The 18841-nt window shown below is 59.2% G+C and carries 18 protein-coding genes; 4 read left to right on the forward strand and 14 right to left on the reverse strand.

The genetic code is table 11. From position 1 onward, the window contains the following. Nucleotides 1-141 precede the first annotated feature (141 nt). From ACNA0I_RS25125 to ACNA0I_RS25160, 8 genes are all read right to left on the reverse strand, one after another. A complete protein-coding gene (locus tag ACNA0I_RS25125) occupies nt 142-1095 on the reverse strand; it encodes a 2-hydroxyacid dehydrogenase (protein ID WP_415808754.1) in 954 nt (317 codons plus the stop codon). A 28-nt stretch (nt 1096-1123) separates the two neighbouring features. Further along, on the reverse strand, nt 1124-2089 hold the full coding sequence (locus ACNA0I_RS25130) for a tripartite tricarboxylate transporter substrate binding protein (RefSeq protein WP_415808755.1): 966 nt from the start codon (nt 2087-2089) through the stop codon (nt 1124-1126). Nucleotides 2090-2232: 143 nt separating this feature from the next. Next, a complete protein-coding gene (locus ACNA0I_RS25135; protein ID WP_415808756.1) occupies nt 2233-2811 on the reverse strand; it encodes an amino acid synthesis family protein in 579 nt (192 codons plus the stop codon). A gap of 69 nt (nt 2812-2880) precedes the next feature. Then, nucleotides 2881-3831 (reverse strand): Bug family tripartite tricarboxylate transporter substrate binding protein, encoded by a 951-nt coding sequence (locus ACNA0I_RS25140; protein ID WP_415808757.1) that lies wholly within the window; start codon nt 3829-3831, stop codon nt 2881-2883. Between the two features lie 34 nt (nt 3832-3865). Further along, nucleotides 3866-4807: an NAD(P)-dependent oxidoreductase gene (locus ACNA0I_RS25145; protein ID WP_415808758.1), complete on the reverse strand. Its 942-nt coding sequence runs from the start codon at nt 4805-4807 to the stop codon at nt 3866-3868. Nucleotides 4808-4875: 68 nt separating this feature from the next. Then, the gene (locus ACNA0I_RS25150) at nt 4876-5757 is read right to left on the reverse strand and encodes a LysR family transcriptional regulator (protein ID WP_415808759.1); all 882 of its coding nucleotides are present in this window, start codon (nt 5755-5757) and stop codon (nt 4876-4878) included. Between the two features lie 33 nt (nt 5758-5790). Beyond that, entirely contained in the window at nt 5791-6999 is a 1209-nt protein-coding gene (locus tag ACNA0I_RS25155; protein WP_415808760.1) for an MFS transporter, read from the reverse strand. Nucleotides 7000-7248: 249 nt separating this feature from the next. Further along, nucleotides 7249-9534, reverse strand: a complete 2286-nt coding sequence (locus tag ACNA0I_RS25160) for an NADP-dependent malic enzyme (RefSeq protein ID WP_415808761.1) — start codon at nt 9532-9534, stop codon at nt 7249-7251. A gap of 125 nt (nt 9535-9659) precedes the next feature. Here ACNA0I_RS25160 and ACNA0I_RS25165 point away from each other — a divergent pair, with 125 nt between their 5' ends. Next, the gene (locus ACNA0I_RS25165) at nt 9660-10658 is read left to right on the forward strand and encodes a LysR substrate-binding domain-containing protein (RefSeq protein WP_415808762.1); all 999 of its coding nucleotides are present in this window, start codon (nt 9660-9662) and stop codon (nt 10656-10658) included. A gap of 25 nt (nt 10659-10683) precedes the next feature. Here ACNA0I_RS25165 and ACNA0I_RS25170 read toward each other — a convergent pair whose 3' ends face one another. From ACNA0I_RS25170 to ACNA0I_RS25190, 5 genes are all read right to left on the reverse strand, one after another. Further along, nucleotides 10684-10974: an addiction module antidote protein gene (locus tag ACNA0I_RS25170; RefSeq protein ID WP_415808763.1), complete on the reverse strand. Its 291-nt coding sequence runs from the start codon at nt 10972-10974 to the stop codon at nt 10684-10686. Beyond that, nucleotides 10971-11300, reverse strand: coding sequence for a type II toxin-antitoxin system RelE/ParE family toxin (locus ACNA0I_RS25175; RefSeq protein ID WP_415808764.1), 330 nt, complete (start codon nt 11298-11300; stop codon nt 10971-10973). Before ACNA0I_RS25175 ends, ACNA0I_RS25170 begins: the two co-directional genes overlap by 4 nt. Before the next feature lie 52 nt (nt 11301-11352). Beyond that, a complete protein-coding gene (locus ACNA0I_RS25180; protein ID WP_415808765.1) occupies nt 11353-11715 on the reverse strand; it encodes a TrbG/VirB9 family P-type conjugative transfer protein in 363 nt (120 codons plus the stop codon). Between the two features lie 225 nt (nt 11716-11940). Continuing rightward, on the reverse strand, nt 11941-12906 hold the full coding sequence (locus tag ACNA0I_RS25185; protein ID WP_415808766.1) for a Bug family tripartite tricarboxylate transporter substrate binding protein: 966 nt from the start codon (nt 12904-12906) through the stop codon (nt 11941-11943). 113 nt (nt 12907-13019) lie between these two features. Continuing rightward, nucleotides 13020-14228 (reverse strand): mandelate racemase/muconate lactonizing enzyme family protein, encoded by a 1209-nt coding sequence (locus tag ACNA0I_RS25190; RefSeq protein ID WP_415808767.1) that lies wholly within the window; start codon nt 14226-14228, stop codon nt 13020-13022. 182 nt (nt 14229-14410) lie between these two features. On the opposite strand from ACNA0I_RS25190, the gene ACNA0I_RS25195 reads away from it, so the two are divergent. Then, on the forward strand, nt 14411-15127 hold the full coding sequence (locus tag ACNA0I_RS25195; RefSeq protein WP_415808768.1) for a FadR/GntR family transcriptional regulator: 717 nt from the start codon (nt 14411-14413) through the stop codon (nt 15125-15127). Nucleotides 15128-15202: 75 nt separating this feature from the next. On the opposite strand, the gene ACNA0I_RS25200 is transcribed toward ACNA0I_RS25195, so the two are convergent. Beyond that, nucleotides 15203-16702 carry a CoA-acylating methylmalonate-semialdehyde dehydrogenase gene (locus ACNA0I_RS25200; RefSeq protein WP_415808787.1) on the reverse strand — a complete coding sequence of 500 codons (1500 nt, stop codon included), beginning with the start codon at nt 16700-16702 and terminating at the stop codon, nt 15203-15205. A 161-nt stretch (nt 16703-16863) separates the two neighbouring features. Between ACNA0I_RS25200 and ACNA0I_RS25205 the strand changes: the two genes are divergently transcribed. Continuing rightward, complete coding sequence (locus tag ACNA0I_RS25205; protein WP_415808769.1) at nt 16864-17793, forward strand: LysR family transcriptional regulator; 930 nt, start codon at nt 16864-16866, stop codon at nt 17791-17793. Nucleotide 17794: 1 nt separating this feature from the next. After that, nucleotides 17795-18838: a LacI family DNA-binding transcriptional regulator gene (locus tag ACNA0I_RS25210; protein ID WP_415808770.1), complete on the forward strand. Its 1044-nt coding sequence runs from the start codon at nt 17795-17797 to the stop codon at nt 18836-18838. The last annotated feature ends 3 nt before the right edge of the window (nt 18839-18841 follow it).

Consider the following 18841-nt stretch of genomic DNA (forward strand, 5'->3'; position numbering starts at 1 on the left):
CCCGCGCGCCGGACCGGCTTTGTGAAGCCCTCACGGCCCGATTGCCTCGGCTCGACGTCCAATAAGCAAATCAATCTCCATCAAAAACTACCGCATAGCATAAGAACAGCAAGGCTGTTCAAACCCGACCAGATATACCCTTCACACAACCGGCGTAACCAACGGCTTACCCGCGTAGAAGCATTCGGCGTTCTCCAGAAACTTACGCACCGACATATCGATCGCCTGCGGCGAAATCCCAGCGATATGCGGGGTCAACACAGCATTATCCAGATCCAGCAACGGCTGCGGCGGTGTGGGCTCGTTCTCGTAGACATCCAGAGCCGCCGCCATCAATCTGCCATCGCGTAATGCCTGTGCGACCGCGTCCGTATCGACCAATGTGCCACGAGCAATGTTCACCAGCACGCCCTGCGGGCCGATCGCATTGACGATAGTCTCATCGATGATGTGATACGTTTCCTTGCCCCCGGGCGCGGCCACCACCAGAAAATCGCACCACTCAGCCAGGCTTTTCACGTCCCCGAAGTATTGAAAATCCACGTCCTCGCGTGGCCGGCGATTGTGGTAGCCGATTTCCATATCGAAACCCAAGGCCCGGCGGGCTACCTTTTTCCCGATCGCCCCCATGCCCAGAATGCCCAGCCGGCGATATGACACATGCGGCGGACGCGGAATATCGTCGCGCCACAAGCCATGCCGTACGCCATTGTTGAGAAAGGGTAAGCGTCGAATAGCCGCCAACAACAGCATCATCGCATGATCGGCGACACAGTCGTCGTTGGTGCCCGCCGCATTGGCAACAGGGATTCCGCGCGCTTTGGCATGCTCAACGGCCACGTTTTCATAACCGACGCCCACCGTACAGATCAGCTCCAGCGCGGGCAGGCGGTCGATCTCGCTGGCCAATAAGCCATTGGTGCCATTCGTCAACACCACTTTGATTTCATGTCCACGAGCCGCGATCTGTGCCTCACCGTTTGACCGGTCCTTGCCCAAGTGGGCATTCGGCGCGTAGATCATATCGAATCGCTCGCTCACCAAAGCACGGTGTTCTTCCGACAAAAATACCAGCACCAGCAATACAGGTTTCATGCGACGTGTCTCCGTCAACGGGATTTGATTATTGAATACTCGCGCCCGACAGTTTTACCAGCTCGCCCCATTTCTTGATTTCGGTACCCACCAATTGTTGGAAAGCTTCCGGGGTATCACCCGCAGGAGTCGAACCCTGCTCACGCAGGATTTTCTTCACATCGGGATCGTTCAGCACAGCATTGATGGCCACATTCATACGCTGAATGATAGGCTTGGGTGTGCCTGCAGGCGCCCATACGCCGTTCCATAATACGATTTCATATCTGGGTAAGGCTTCGGCCACTGCCGGCACATCAGGTAACCGCGGCGACCGCTCTGCCGTAGTGACGGCCAATGGACGCAGTTTGCCGCTATCAATGAACGGCAGTATCTCGACCATAGGTGAGAAAACGGCTTGTATCTGCCCTGCCAGCAGGTCGGTATTCGCAGGTGCGCCCCCTTTATAGGGCACATGCGTCATCTCCGCGCCCACCATCTGGCCGAATAACGCCCCCGATAGCTGTTGCGACGTGCCATTGCCCGCCGAGCCGTAATTGACGGCGCCCTTGTGCTCCTTTACATAGGTAATGAAATCAGCCAGCGTCTTTGCCGGAAAACTCGTGTTGACCATCAGAACGTTCGGGATGAGCGAAACGCGAGACACCGGGGCCAGGTCTTTTTGCACATCGAGCGGCATTTTCTTGTAGAGCGTCACGTTAGTCATCAGCGTACTGGTATGCATCAGAAACGTGTACCCATCCGGTGTCGCCTTGGCCACATAATCCGCGCCGATATTGCCCCCTGCACCTGCACGGTTCTCGACTACCACGGGCTGCCCTAGTTCGTTCGGCAGCTTCTGGGCGATCAGGCGAGCGGTTGCGTCGGTGCTGCCACCGGGCGCCAGCGGCACCACCAGCGTAATCGGACGCGTAGGCCAATTTTCAGCGTGAACCAAAGGGGTAGCGGCGAGGCACATCACGCCTGCCATGATGGCGGTAATTGTCTTGATCATGCTTGTCTCCTTGCTGGCGTGCGTCGCCCCCGCATCGGGATACGCGCAACACCTATCGATTTATAGAAATATGGCGCCGTCCCAAAGTGGAATGCGCCATATCGCACGCCCTCAGTCCTGTGCTCTGGCGAGGGCAAAAACACTCAGCGTTGGCCGTCACCGACCGTCAAATTATCCGCACGCAAGCCGCCCAGGCGCTCATGTACACGTGTACCGGTGGAAACCACCAATGCGTACAGCAGCTCATCGGGACGCGGACTGTCAATAGCGCCTACGTCCATGGTGCTGAAGTGGCTGCGCACATAGCAGGCTTCGATATGATGCAACGGAATCTGCAGTCGAGTACCTGCCGAAGCAACGACCTTGGCTGCCGGCACAATGGATTTTGCTTTGGGCAACACCGCACGCATCGTCCAACCGCCGGCCTCGTGCCAGATGGCCCCGTGTTCCAGTTCGCCATTCAACCCCACGATGGCCCCTTTTCCATAGGCCTCGACATTCTGAGGGCCGCCCACGGCTTCCATGAGCTCGGGCACGATGTCCTTGGCCAACACCTTGGAATCCTCGACCAGTTGGGAGAGGTCCTCGACATAGCGGCCCGCATAGGGGTTCTTGATCACCACCGCGATCGACGCCATCTTGATGGGTTTGTCACGAACGGGGCCGCCTTCGTGATAGATGGATTCGACGTTCAACAGCTTTTTGCGGATCTGAATTGCCATACTGGTGTACTCCTTTGTTTCCTGAATGAAAATTACGCCGGCGCGGTCACCACGCCGTATGGATGATCACTACTGAGGGGTTAAGCCCGCATCGACGAAAACCTTGCCCCATTTATCAATATCGGATGCAATCAGTTGCCGGAATCCTTCGGGCGTAGAGGTACGCACAGTCAGCCCATTTGTCGCGAACTGCTGTTGCAGCGATGATGACTGCAGAACATTCCCCAATGCTTGGTTGACGCGCGCTATCACGTCAGATGGCGTACCGGCAGGAGCCGCCACCCCAAACCAGACATTCAGGTCGTAATCGGGCAGCCCCGCTTCCGCCAAGGTCGGCAGCTCCGGGGCTAACGGAGAACGCGTTTTGCTGGTTACCCCCAGGGCTTTTACCCGGCCGGCCTGCGCCTGCTGCAGACCGTTGACCATATCGGCAATCGTAAAATCAAGTACCCCACCCATCAGGTCCGTCATGGCCTGAGGCACGCCACGGTAGGCCACGGCCGTAGCAGTAAACCCGCCCATGGATACGACCTGCGCCCCGCATAGCTGCGCACTGCCCGATCCATAGCCATAGGACAGCTTGCCGGGATTCGCCTTGGCGTAGTCAATCAGGTCCTTGACGCTATCTACAGGCAAATCACCGCGCGAGACCAACATGAAAGGCGCTTCGGCAACGAGGCCGATGGGTGCGAAATCCTTGCGAGGATCATAGGGCAAGGACTTGAATGCACTGACGTTGCTGGCCCCGGTACTGACGCCCACCATGAACAAGGTATACCCATCCGGCTCAGAGCGTATCGCGGAAGCCGTGCCCACTGTGCCGTTGGCGCCGGCGCGATTTTCGACTACGACAGATTGCCCCAATTCGCTATCCAGGCCCTGGGCCAGCGCACGCGCCACCACATCCGTAATGCTGCCTGGTGTAAAGGGCACGATCAAACGAACAGGCTTTTCTGGATAGGCCGCCCACGCTAGCACGGGCAAGGCGCACATCAACGCCGCGAACAGACGTCGCTTCATTAACTGTCTCCTCATCTTTTTCAGTGCAACGCCGTCACTGCGGCTTGGCGCCAAACTCCACGCCCGCCCATTGTTCGATATGCCGAATGGGATAGACGTTGTCGCGCTGTCCATCGCCCTGCGTGATCGCGAATGCCAGAAATTGCCGCGCAGCCGGATTCACCAACATGGGAACACCGAGTTTCTCGGCCTCGTCGATGCACATCTTGACGTCTTTGTGCAGCAACTCCGTCGTAAAACGCACGGGAAAGCTGCGGTCCAGGACGCATTGGGGAATACGCTCCAACGTCGCGAACGAACGTCCGCTGGAGACATTGATCACGTCCAGCAGCGTTTGAGGATCCAACCCGGCCTTCACGCCGTAGACCAGGGCTTCGCAGCTGGCCACCATGCTGGTGGCATAAAGCGTGTTGTTGATGATCTTCGTGGTCTGGCCCAGACTGGGATCGGCTCCGAGATAGAACACGTTTTTGCCGATGACGCGCAGCACTGGCTCGATTTCGTCAAATGCCTCTTTAGGGCCGGCCGCCATCACAGCCAACGTGCCCTTTTCAGCGGCCACCGTGCCGCCGCTGACGGGTGAACCGATCATGGCGATGCCCTGTTGGCTCAACAACGCTTCGACGGTCTTGGTGACAGAAGGGCCTGTCGTGGACAAGTCGACCAGGATACGTACGTTCTTTACCTGGGCGACTTGGGCGCCGACCTCGGCGACAACAGCCGGCATCGGCAAACACAACAGCACGATGGGCGTCTGCTCTGCCAGTTCCTCGACGCTGCCCGCCCCTTTTGCGCCACGCGCCACGATGCGTTCCTGCGCCGCCGATGAGCGATCATGCACAATCAGCTCATGGCCGGCGGCCAACAGACGATTTGCAAAATGCTGGCCGATGTTACCCAGACCTATCAGTCCCAACTTCATTATTGCTGTCTCCACAGGTTTCACGATTCGCGTCAGCCAATGGCCTGGCGTCATCAATGGAATCCTAGGGATCAGGAGAGAACTGGGCGAGTGCTGATTCCTCGATGGGGTATAGCTTCAGGTTAATCGTGCTTCAGCAATAGCTCGATAAACTTCGTGGCATGAGTCTTTCCTGTATCAAAAGCCGATCGCACGATACTGGGATTCAGCGGGATGTCCTCTGCCAGCGGCAATACCTGAATATCGGGCCAGTCCATGCTCTCGGCGGTGAACTGATCCACCATCGCAACGCCGGCGCCGGCTCGCACCAGGCTGCAGGCCATGTCGGTGTGATGAATATAGATAGAGGCCTGCAGACTGATATTGGCCTTGTTGAATGCCGCAGACACCAGCTGGCCGAAAGGGATGCTGGGATGATGGGCGATCAGAGGATATCTCGCCAGATCTGCGATGCTCACGCATTTCAGCTCCGCCAGCACATGCCCGCGAGGCACGACGCACACCATGCGGCCAGACAGGAATGGCGTTACATGCAGGTTGGGATGCTCGATGGGCAGCACGGAGATCGCCAGGTCGACCTTGTTGCTCAGCACGTCTTGCGCCATGCTGTTCAAGAGCGTCAGGCAGTAGTTCACCTGAATATTGGGATACTGCTGAACGAACCGTGTGATCGTCCTGGCCACAATGCCACGGCTGAGCGCAGGGCTGCATGCCAGATTCAGCACGCCTGACGGACCGCTGACCAGCCCACGCGCGAAATCGTCCACGCGCAGCACTTGCTGGTAACACTGATCCACCTCGCGAAACAGGGCCTCGGCCTCTGAGGTAGGAACCAGTTTGCCTTTGACCCGGTTAAATAGCGTCAGTCCCAGCGTCAATTCCGTATGCGCGACGATGCGGCTCAGCGCAGGCTGCGAGGTAAAAAGTAAGCGAGATGCTCCTTTGATCGAGCCGGTCAACATGACCGCTCGGAATACTTCCATCTGACGCAAGCTGAATCGCATGCGGGTGTCCCCCCGTCTTGAACCAGATGCAGTTTAGAGCTTACGTGCCAACATCGCACCGCCTACGGCCAGCGGTAACAGCATCAGTGCCACTAATGTCCAGCCGCCGGCTTGCGCCAGCGCGCCCGCTGACATCGGCCCTATCAATTGCCCCGCATAGCTGCCTTGCAACATCAAGCCGATCGTCGGTGCGACCAGCGCTGGACTGGGAGCAACTCTGGGGGCAATGGCAGTCAACGCCCCAGGGATGCCGCCCATGCAGCCGATCATTGCCGCGGCAACAGACACGGCAACGATGGGCGGCAGATGCAGCCAGAACAACGCCGGTATGCAGAGGGCCGCAATAATGAAGTTCGTCGACACAATCCGCCGCGAGGCAATGCCGCGTCGCATCAACATGCCTGCGCCAATGTTCCCCAGCACATTGGAGGCGACAATTGCCGCACTCGCAAAACCTGCCTGTATGGGCGTCAAGTCCAGAAGATCACGCAGCAACAAGGGCAGAAATCCGGAGAATGCAAAGTAGACAATCGCGTACAGGGCAAAACAGATCGCAATGAACTGCGGGCCACGTGCTATGCCCACCTTGCGTATGGCATTCCACGCGCTCCTCTCGTGCGGGTTTCCGGGAGGTGTTGCATCGAGAGGCGGAGTTGCTATGGCAGGCATCGACGGCAATCCGAACAGCATCACGATCGCACATACGATGGCCAAGCCAGCGTTGATTTGCCAAATCGCAGGCCACGACAGCGGCTGACCCAACGATGAGAACAGCGTCGTCGCAAAGATCACCAACGCAATCCCACTGGGAACGGCAGTACTCGACAAGGCCATCGCCAAATCGCGGTCCTCGAGGGCTGCCTGACGCCCAACGACACTCGACGCACAGATCAATAGCATGACAACAGCTATGCCCTCGAGAACGCGCGATATCAGCAAGACTGCGACACTCGGCGCGCCACCACCCAACAAGCTGGTCAGAGCGATGATGACTAATCCGCCCACGAGGATCTTACGCGCATCAAAGCGCGCAATAAGCACGCCGAGCGGCATCGCCAATAGGGCGCCGACAATCGCCAAGGCCGATATCACCAGCCCCGTTTGCCCCAGGCTCAAGTGCAGTGGATCGCCTTGCAGCAAGGGCGCAGCGATGATGGCCTTGCCAATCTGGAATGAGGCGATGAGCGCGGCAAGAATCGCCAGTGCGATGTTGCGCCAAGCGGTGCGGGGTGGTGGTGTCATGTCAGCCAATCACAGGTTGATGAGCCGGTGCGCGACGCCTGCTCTGGATATCTGAACAGTGTCCCCCTGCAGCGGGTAGCTGCCAGGATGCATCCGGACTCGGGGATGGCTGAAGTCTAGAAATTAAAGTTAACTTTAAGTCAAGCGTTGTTTTAGCGCGCGTGCGAGGGCCAAGGGCCGGGACTGCACGCTGAATGCAGTCCCAGTTCCAAAGGAACCCTCGACTACACCGCGCGAGACATGCGCGGCCTAGCCCAATCCGCCGTTAGCCTCCAGCACCGCCAGCGCCGCCATATTGACAATCCGGCGAACACTGGCGCTCGAGGTCAGGATATGCACGGGTGCGTTGACGCCCAACAGGAATGGCCCCACGGCGACGTTGCCTCCCGCGACGGTCTTGAGCAGGTTATAGGCGATATTGCCCGCGTCCACATTCGGGCAGACCAACAGGTTGGCCGCGCCTTTCAAGGGAGATTCGGGCAACAGGCGCTGGCGCAGCGCCTCGTCCAGCGCGCAATCGCCGTGCATTTCGCCGTCCACCTCGAGGTCCGGCGCCTGTTCATGTATCAACTCCAGCGCTCGGCGCATTTTGGCGCCGGATGCAGAGCTGCCCGAGCCGAAGTTCGAGCGCGACAACAGGGCGACCTTGGGCATCACGTCCAGGCGCCGCATAGTTTGTGCGGCCATCGCCGTGTATTCGGCAATCTGCTCGGCGCTGGGGTCATCATTGACGTGCGTGTCGACCAGCGCGATGGTCTGTTCGTTCAGCAACAGGATATTCATCGCGGCGTAGACGTTGTGCCCCGGTTGCAGGCCGATGACCTCGTCGATAAACCGCAGGTGGTCGTGATACGCCCCCACCGTACCGCAGATCATGCCGTCCGCATCCCCCAGGTGCACCATCATCGCGCCGATCAAGGTCATGCGGCGGCGCATTTCCACACGGGCCATTTCCTTGGTGATGCCACGGCGGCACATCTTGTCCCAGTAGGTCGTCCAGTACTGGTGAAAACGCTCGTCGAACTCGGGATTGGTCACTTCGACGTCCTGCCCCAGGCGCAGGCGCAATCCGAATTTCTCGATACGCGCCATCAACACGGCCGGACGGCCGACCAGTATAGGTTTGGCCAAGCCTTCATCGACCACCACCTGCACCGCCCGCAGAACGCGTTCGTCCTCGCCTTCGGTAAAGACGATGCGGGCCTTGCCTCCTGTACGCACCAGACGCTTGGTGCTGGCAAACAGCGGTTTCATGAAAGCGCCGGAACGGTAGACGAACTGCTGCAGTTGTTCGGCGTACGCCTCCAGATCCGCCAAGGGCCGTGTCGCCACGCCGCTTTCCATCGCTGCTGCAGCCACGGCGGGTGCGATGCGCACGATCAAACGCGGATCAAAAGGCTTGGGGATCAAGTAGTTGGGACCGAATCGCAAATCGTAGGTCCCGTAGGCGGCCGCCACGACCTCGTTTTGTTCTTCTTCAGCGAGGGCTGCAATCGCACGGACCGCGGCCATCTCCATTTCGCGCGTGATCGTGCTGGCGCCTACGTCCAGCGCGCCACGGAAGATGTACGGGAAGCACAGTACGTTGTTGACCTGATTCGGGTAATCCGAACGTCCGGTAGCCATGACTACGTCGTCGCGGACCGCATGAGCCACTTCGGGCAGGATCTCTGGCGTAGGGTTGGCCAGCGCCAGGATCAATGGCCGAGCGGCCATGGCCGCGACCATTTCGGGCTTGAGCACGCCACCGGCGGACAGGCCCAGGAACACGTCAGCACCGGCGATGACGTCGGCCAAATTACGCGCATCGGTCTTCTGCGCGAAAATAGCTTTCTGCTCGTCCATGAGCACAGTACGTCCTTCGTACACCACGCCTTCAATATCGGTGACCCAGATGTTTTCTCGCGGCAAGCCCAGATCCACCATCAGATCCAGACAGGCCAGCGCCGCGGCACCAGCACCGGATGCGACGACCTTGACCTGTGTGATGTCCTTGCCGACGACTTTCAACCCGTTAATGAATGCGGCGCTCACGGTGATCGCGGTTCCGTGCTGATCGTCGTGAAACACGGGGATGCTCATGCGTTCGCGCAACCGGCGTTCGACGGTGAAACACTCGGGCGCCTTGATGTCCTCGAGGTTGATGCCGCCAAAAGTGGGGCCTAGCGAGGCGATGATATCGACCAGTTTGTCGGGATCGGTCTCGTCGATCTCAATATCAAACACGTCAATGCCAGCGAATTTCTTGAACAATACGGCCTTGCCTTCCATGACGGGCTTGGAGGCCAACGGGCCGATATTGCCCAGCCCCAGTACGGCGGTGCCGTTGGTGATCACGCCAACCAGATTGCCACGGGCCGTAAACCGAAAGGCATTGACCGGGTCCGCGGCGATTTCCTCGCAGGCGGCGGCGACGCCGGGGGTGTAGGCCAGCGCGAGATCACCCTGTGTGACCAGGGGCTTGGTCGCAGCGATGGAGATTTTTCCCGGAACGGGAAACTCGTGATAGTCGAGGGCGGCTTGGCGATCGCTCATGGTGATTTTCCTGATGACGGCGAATAGTGCGAAAGAACGGCCATTCTAGGCGGTGAGTTATCATTGAAATATTCTGATTAAAGATATATTCATATCATTTACCTAATATCTTTCCCCATTCCGGCATGCCCGAATCCGTTTTTCCCTCCGATGATGTCGTCCGCCGCCTGATCTCGCGGCTCAAGATGCGCCACCTGCAGTTGATCGTGCAGGTTCATCGGCTCGGCTCGCTGACCCGGGTCGCCGAGCAAATGGCGACCAGCCAGCCCGCGGTGACCAATACATTGTCGGAATTGGAGTCCATGTTTGGCGCCCCGCTGTTTGTGCGAACAGCGCGCGGGATGGCTCCGACGGACATGGGGCGCGTCGTGGCCGCCCGGGCGCAAGCGATCTTGCAGGACCTGGGGCATCTGGTGCGGGATATGGAGGCATCCAGCGTCGGCCTGGCTGCACGCCTGCACGTGGGCGTAACGCCGTATGTTTCGGGGCGCTTGATCGCCGATGCCGTCTGTGCGGCGCAGACCGGCACTCAACGGTTGGCTGTGCGCATTCACGACGGCACCAGCGAGAGCCTGCTGCGCGCGCTGCGCGATCACGAATTAGATGTGGTCATTGCGCGGGCAAGCCCCCAATTGGACCTGCAAGGACTGGTGTTCGAACCGCTCTATCATCAACAGGCCAGACTCATCAGCAGCAGACAACTGGCGGCGCAGTTGGGGCGGGTGCCGTTGTCCTGGGCGCAACTGGCTGAACTGGATTGGGTACTGGGAGAGCCGAATACCGCGCTGCGCGAGCAAGTCGCCAGCCTGTTCATCCAGGCCGGCATTGCGCCCCCCGTGCCGATCACTGAGGGCTATTCGGCAAAGCTGATCGGCGAAATCATCGCCTCGTCCGAACGTGCAGTGTCGCTATTGCCGGCGGATATTGCCACCGAGCTCGTGCATATCGCAGGCGTGGCAATTGTCCCGTACACCATCGAGTGGAACCTGCCGCCGGTGGCGGCGATTGTTCGTAATGATGTAGGCAATAGCGAATCTCATCGACGCTTTCTGGAAGCGGTGCGCCATGCGTCGAGCGGTATGCCGCGCAGGGCTGCGCATCCGGGACGGCAGACCGATTTCTAAGCGCTGTGGTCTGTTTGCCTGCAGCTCAAATCGCTGTAACGCTGAGGCGCAACCCCATCGCATGGAGCACCTTGTGTACCGTGGTGAGTGTCGGATTCCCCTTGTCGGACAGCGCACGAAATAAGGTTTTTTCACCCACATCCGCCCGACGTGCCACCTCCGCCATTCCGTGCGCCTTGGCCACCTGGCGTAATGCCACAAGCAAGGCAGCCGGATCGTCCAACTCGATTACTGCCGCCAGATAGGCCGCAGCTTCGACAGGATCACGCATTGCCGCAATGGTCGATGCGTCGTAGCTTGTGTCACGTGCATTCATAGTTCGCCTCGCTCACGCCAATCATTCAGGTATCTCAAGGCAAGCTTGATCCCGCCACGCTGCCTCGATTTGTCACTGCCACAAAGCAACAACACGACAACTGATCCCTGCCGACTCAGATAGACGCGATAGCCAGGACCATGATCGATGCGTAGCTCTTGCACTCCATCGCCCACGGACTTGCAGTCGCCCAAATTTCCCGCTTGTACACGCGCCAGCCGTGCTCGGATTCGGGCACGAGCTTGCACATCTCTCAAATCGGCCAACCACTCGTCGAAGGGAACGTTGCCCTCCTCGGTCTGATAAATCCTTAGCGTTATCAACATAGTATCATATAAGATACCAACAATGTGAGCTGGGGCATGCTCCTATTTCCTCTCACGGCTCGCTTCCCGATCCCATGTCACGACCGGAGTCGTCAACATCAGAGACGTGCGGCATATGCTTTTCTACTCGCGCCACCTGATGTCCGCCGCGCACGATCAATACGGGCCACATTCCGTCCACGATGACATAGGGATCCTGTCGTTGATACGGCAGCGGTTGCAGTCCGCTGGGCGTTTGGGCGAATAGCGCCGGAGGCGTACGCCCCGGCGCGAACTGCAGCCAGATACGTCCGGCTCCGCTGAACACCTGCAACGGTGCGACCATGGGATCGCCGGACAGCTGCCAGTTGAAATCGTAGTCAGCCACGGGCGCACCATCGCGTGGCCAGCCGGGTGCGCTATTTGGCCATGTCATGCACCCTGCCAGACACAGTGACAGCACGACTGCACATAAACCTCGAACCATGCTTTTCCTGAAATCAAGGAGCGCTCGGAAAGGAGCGCATCCCCAACATGGTGACGAGTTGCCGCGATGGTGACTAGACTGACTTATACGAACGGACTTTTCCGTTCACTTTGGCGATAAGGCGCTTGCGCGACGCCAGGTTCTACCCTTGGCCCACGCCCGGCGCACGCCAGCCTATTCGATCGTGATCCCGCGTTCCTCGATCAGATCTTTCCAGCGCTTGAATTCCTGAGCCTGGAAAGCAGTGAACTCCGCGGGGGTATTGGCGACGATTTCCAGGCCCTGCTCTTCGAGTTTGCGGGCGACTTCAGGGTCTTTGAAACTGGCGATCGCGGTCTCGGCGAGTTTGGCTTTGACATCGGCGGGCAAGCCTTTGGGGGCCGATAATCCTTGCCAGGAATAGATCACGACATTCGGTACGCCGGCTTCTGTCAGCGTAGGCACATCGGGCAACACGGCGGCACGCTTTTCGCCGGTCACAGCGATGGCGCGCAGTTTGCCGGCGCGGATGTACGGCAATACGGAGTTCACGTTCTGAAATGAGTAATCGACTTGGGCGCCCATCAAATCATTGATGGCGGGAGCGCCGCCTTTGTAGGCCACGTGCATGCCTTCGGTATGCGTCTGCTGTAGAAAGACTTCGGCAGATAAATGATCCGAAGCGCCATACCCCGAATTGGCGAAACTGACTTGTCCGGGTTTGGCTTTCAATTCGGCGATGACGTCTTGTACTGTACGTGCCGATTTGCTGGGCGGCGTGACCAGGACGTTGGGCGTTTGTACTGCAACGGTGATGTAATCGAAATCCTTGAGGGCGTCGTAGGGCGTGGATTTGATCAGGTGCGGCGCAATGACGTAGGTGCCCAGCGAGGAAAACATCAGCGTATAGCCATCGGGTTTTTCACGCGCCACCTGGCCCCCACCGATAGTGCCTGTGGCACCGGGTCGGTTGTACACCACGAACGATTGGTCCAGGCGGCGTTGCAGTTGCTCGGCCATCATCCGGCCCAGCGTATCGGTAGCGCCGCCTGCGGGAAATGGCACGACGACTTGCACAGGCTTTTCTTTGGGCCATGGCGTTTGAGCCGCTGCAGCGAATGCGGCGCATGACAGCATCATGGCGGCCAATAATTTTTGCATTGTTATGTCTCCTTGATGTACGCATTAGAGCGGCCGCCCAGGATGACGGCATCGCTTGTTTGCCAATATGTGTTGGGGCCTGGTGATGAGGTTGCGCGGCGCGCCGGTTTACTTCACTGCTTTGCAACGCTCTCGCGCACAATGGCGTCTTGCCTGGTTTGGATCGCAGGATTCAAACTGGTCCCCAACCCCGGCGCGGTCGGCGCCAGCACCATGCCGTGGTCGACGATGGGCAGATGCGTGACCAGATCGCGATACCATGTGCTCAGCGTGGCGCGCACGACTTCCTGAAAAATTGCGGTAGGTGCATGCATGGCCAAGTGCAAGCCGGCGATCAGCGTGACGGGCCCCGTGCAATCATGGGGGGCCAGTGGTCGAGCGTAGGATTGCGCCAACGCTGCGATCTTGCGTCCCTCGGTCAGGCCGCCGCACCACGCTAAGTCGAGCATCACGATATCCAGGGCGTCTTTGGCCAACAGATCGCGAAATGGCACGGTACCGGCCAGGGTCTCGCTGCCGCAAATGGGCACACTGGTCTGGCGGCGCAGGTCGGCTAGCGCCTGGGCATCATCCATTTTGCTGATGGGATCCTCGGCCCAAAAGACACCGTAGTCCTCTAGCCCGCGGCAGATACGCAATGCGGCATTGGCGCCCCAAAGGCTGTGCAGTTCGCACATGATTTCAATGCGGTCGCCCACGGCTTCGCGCACTTTTTTAAAGGGCTCCAGGCCATGTTTTAAATCCTGTGCACTGATCAAGTGCCCACCCGTAGCAGCGGCATAGGCATCGAACGGCCAGATTTTCATGGCCGAGTAGCCCTCGTCCAACAAGCTTTGTGCCAGTGTCCCGGCATCACGCATGAATGCGATCTGATCGTCATAGGGGCCTGCCGACAGCTCGGAGCCATCAGTACTGCGGCGTACTACGCCGCCTGTGTTGTAGGCATAGCCAGCGCAGGTGTTGTAGGCACGAATGCGATCACGCACGCCCCCGCCCATCGCGATATAGGTCGGCACGCCTTGGCGTTGACCGGCCAGGTCCCACAAGGCGATGTCTACGGCGCTCGCTGCACGAATCTCGGCGCTGGCGCTGTGAAATCCCAGGTAGGGATTCATGAGTTGTTGCGAGACGGCTTCGATATGCCGTGCGTCGCGGCCCAACAGCCAGGGTGCAACGGTCTCGTGCAGGACGGCCTCGACGGCCTGTGCACCGCGGAATGACTCGCCCAGGCCAATCAGACCCTCGTCGGTTTCGATTTCCACCCAAATCAGATTGGGACGTTCGTTGATGCGAATACTGCGTAATGCCGTAATGGTAGCCATGCCGTGAATCTGCTCTTGTCTGTAGAAAGGAAAGGCGAATCGGGTGTTACCTGAATCGGTCCGAATCACATCGATCTGCGCGCGAGTTGTCATGCTCGTGGCGAGCAATTATCTTGTCAACAAAATGACAAAGTAGTATTACTGCTTTGGCAATATCGATTTACAGATCATGGACGACGCCAATGGCAATTTCCCCGCTGAGCGATTTCGCCTACAAGCAGGTGCTGGAAATCATCGAAAAACAGGAGCCGGACGATAGGCTCCCCAGCGAAGACGAATTGGCGCGCAAACTGGGCGTATCGCGTCCGGTCCTGCGCCAGGCCCTGGCCCGATTACGCTCAGAGGGCTGGGTCTATGCCCGGCGCGGCTCGGGAAATTTTGTGGGGAAGCCGCCTGCCCTGCAAAGCGCGACGTTCGGCCCGCTGCACAGCATTCCGGATGTGCGCAGCTTTTTGGAGTTTCGCTGTCTGATCGAGGGCGAAAGCGCTGCCGAGGCGGCTCGGTGCACCGATACGCAAATGCTCGCGGAAATCGAACGGCGCCAACGCCTCTTGGAATCTGCCTGGTCGCGCGGTGAACTCGGCATCGAAGAAGACATCGCCTTTCATGGTGCTATCGCCGCGGCCAGCGGCAATCGGTTTTTCAGCATGACGATGGCCGCACTCGCTGAACAGACACGGGTTTCCATCAAGCTGATCCGCGAGCTGTCACCGCTGCCGATGGTCAGACGCGCTGTGGATGTGCGCAATGAACACCGCGCCATTGGCGAGGCAATCAAAGCAGGCAATGCAGAGGCGGCGCGTACGGCGATGGTCGATCATTTGCGCGGCGGAATGACGCGATTATTCGGTATTGATAATGTGCGAAACCCCGGCGGAAATCATTCCGCCGGGGCTTAAAAACTGCGCGGCAGAAAAGCCGCGCATGTCGATCTGAACGGCTGCACCACAGACTGATGCGGCCGCTGATGACGTCTAGCGTATCGTCGGCATGGCGAATTCCGCGCCTTTGCCGATGCTCTCAGGCCAACGCTGCATGATGCTCTTTTGACGGGTGTAAAAGCGCACGCCCTCTTCACCATACGCATGCATGTCGCCAAACAGGGAACGTTTCCAACCGCCAAAACCATGCCATGCCGCCGGCACCGGAATCGGCACATTCACGCCTACCATGCCGACCTCGATCTGGCGGCCGAATTCACGCGCCACGTTGCCATCACGTGTAAAGCAGCTGACGCCATTGGCGAACTCGTGGTTGTTGATCAATTGCACCGCCGAGGCGAAATCGGGCACACGCACACATGACAGCACGGGGCCGAAGATTTCTTCTTTGTAGATACGCATATCCGGGGTGACGTTGTCGAACAGCGTACCGCCCAGCCAGAAGCCATCGTCGCAGCCCTCGCCTGCTTGTGCGCCCTTGAACTCCCGGCCATCGGCCAACAGCGTCGCGCCTTCGTTGATGCCAATATCGATATAGCCGGCAATGCGTTGACGCGCTTCCGCTGTCACGATAGGGCCCATTTCAGCCTGGGCGTTCGTACCGTTCAGTACTTTCAGTTGCTTCAAGCGCTCGGCTACGCGCGGCACGACCTGATCGGCGGCGGAGCCGACCAAGACAGCTACCGAGATCGCCATGCAGCGTTCGCCAGCCGAGCCGTAGGCAGCGCCCATCAAAGCATCAACGGCTTGATCCAGATCGGCATCAGGCATGATCACCATGTGATTCTTTGCGCCGCCCAAGGCTTGTACGCGCTTGCCGTTGCGTGCGCCGCCCTCGTAGATCTGTTGCGCGACAGGCGTCGAGCCCACAAACGAGATCGCCTTGACATCGGGGTCTTCGATCAATGCCTGCACGGCATGATGATCGCCCTGCACCACGTTGAAAACGCCATCCGGCAAGCCGGCCTGCTTGAGCAGATCGGCGATGAACAACGATGCGCTGGGATCAATTGGACTGGGCTTCAGGATGAAAGTATTGCCGGTGGCCAAAGCCATGGGGAACATCCACATAGGCACCATCACCGGGAAATTGAACGGCGTGATGCCAGCCACTACACCCAGCGGCTGGCGCAAGGTCCAGTTATCCATGCCGGCCGACACCTGTTCGGTGAAGTCGGTTTTCAGCAACTGCGGCGCACCGCAGGCGAATTCGACAATGTCGATGCCGCGCGCGACCTCGCCCTGGGCGTCGCTGAACACTTTGCCGTGCTCGGAGGTGATGAGGCGGGCCAGATCGTCTTGGTGGCGATGCAGCAGCTCAAGAAAACGGAACAACACCCGTGCACGGCGCAACGGCGGCGTGGCGGCCCAAGCGGGAAAAGCCTTGCGGGCCGAGGCCACGGCAGCCTGGACATCTGTCAGCTCGGCCAATGCGACACGCGCCGACACCTGTCCCAACGCGGGGTTGAAAACGTCGCGGGTTTTAGGAGATTGCGGATCGACACGATGGCCGTCGATCCAGTGACCAATCAGGGGCGTGGAGGCGTTGGAGGGTGCGGTAGTCACGGGCGGTATCCAGATGGAGTTGATCGGAAAACAGGCTCAGTCTACGGCTGCGGCCTCCTGACGAGAAGACCGGTTTTGCGACATCAGTGTTTGATAAAATGAACAATCGTCAGCCCGGGAGCATCACGATGGCCACCGATCAGATTGCGCCGCTCGTGGCGGATATTTATTTATTGACCGCGCTGGCGGAAACCCGCAGCTTTACCCAGACGGCCAAGCGCCTGGGCGTATCAAAGGCCTCGGTCAGTACGCGCATCAATGCGTTGGAAAAGGCCGTCGGTCTGCCGCTCGTGCGCCGCACGACCCGGCATGTCATGTTGACCGAGGCGGGACACAATCTGGTCGAAAATGCAGCGCCGGCGTTTGATCGCATCAGCGCAGGGTTTTTGGCAGTGAAGGATTTGTCGGATGTGCCGCGCGGCACGGTGCGCGTGACCGCGCCTGTCGCATTTGGCCGGCAACATCTGGCGCCAGTCCTGCCGGCCTTTTTACGGCAATATCCCGAAGTGCGCATCGACCTGGAGCTGGTCGACCGTCTGGTGAACCTGGCGCACGAGGGCTTTGATCTGGCGATCCGCCATACCGACCATCCGCCGGAATCGTACATCGCCTGGGAACTCTGCTCGTCGCGCTCGATGCTGGTCGCCAGCCCGCAGTACCTGCAAACCCATGGCGAGCCGCAGCATCCGCGCGACCTGAGCGATCATGCGTGTGCCACCTATCTCGGCAATCGCACCTATGAAACATGGTCGTTTGTACGCGAAGGCCGGCGCCAATCGGCGCAGCCCATCGTGATACCGATACGAACCAATTTTCGGGCAAATAACAGCGAGGTGCTGCGTCAAGCCGTACTCGAAGGTGTGGGAATCGGTATGCTGCCAGACTTCAGCGCTGTGACGACGCCGCCCAATGGGCTCGTCGAGGTCTTGCCCAACTGGCGGGTACATGGCTTTTTTGGTGGCAAACTCTATGCCTTGCGCCCTTGGTCCGCGCATGTACCGCAATCGGTGAAATGCCTGGTGGAGTTTTTACGTGACAAGTATTCGCAAGGATTCTAAGGTGAGCAAGACCACGACGCGCGTCGGCAGACGCAGCGGTGGCGGCGTCACGCTGACCGACGTCGCACGCCAGGCGGGAGTCTCCGTCATGACGGCGTCGCGCGCCTTGAATCAACCTCATCTGGTATCCGACGACACACGGCAACAAGTGCTGGAGGCCGTTGCCAACAGCGGCTACGTGCCGAATCTGCATGCGGCCGGACTGCGTTCAAAACGCACGCGGATGATTGCGCTGATGGTGCCCTCCATTGCTTCAGGCTCGGCATTCCTGCTGGCCGTGCACGCGATGACAGAAATTCTGGTCGAGGCCGGTTATCAGGTGATGTTGAGCGAACGCGGCTATGACCGCTCACGCGACGACATGGTGCTGGACTCGGTGATTGCCCGTCGGCCTGACGGGATTGTGCTGACAGGGCTGATGGAGTCGCCCCGTGCACGGCAACGCCTCACTGCATCGGGCATCCCGGTCGTAGAGACCTGGGAAATGACCGATACGCCCATCGATATGCTGGTGGGCTTTTCTCACTATGATGTGGGCGTGGCCATTGCGCGCTATTTCCATGAGCAAGGCAGGCGCCGTGTCGCCTCGATCGCCGCAACAGAGGCGCGTACGGCAGCACGGTTCCACGGTTTTGCCGATGAGGCCCTGCGCCTGGGTATCGCGGGCCGCCATCTGCAGGAAGGTTCGTCGTTTGTGATCGAACCGCCCAGCCAACTCGGCCACGGACGCAGCGGCCTGGTTTGCGCGCTGGAGGGCGATCCCGATGTCGATGCCATTTTTTCGGCCACTGACATGGTGGCACTCGGCACCTTGATGGAAGCGCAAATGCGCGGACTGCGCGTTCCAGAGGACCTCGCCGTCGTGGGTTTTGGCGATTTCGATTTTGCCTGCAACGTCACCCCTGCCCTGACCACCGTGCGGGTGGATCACGAGGATATCGGACGCCGTACGGCCAGCATGCTGATCAATCGTATCGAAGGCATTGCGCCGGACAACCCCATTCAGGATGTCGGTTTCAAGCTCGTCCAACGCGAAAGCGGCTAACGG

Source organism: Bordetella muralis (assembly GCF_965139205.1).
Classification (GTDB): domain Bacteria; phylum Pseudomonadota; class Gammaproteobacteria; order Burkholderiales; family Burkholderiaceae_B; genus Bordetella_A; species Bordetella_A muralis.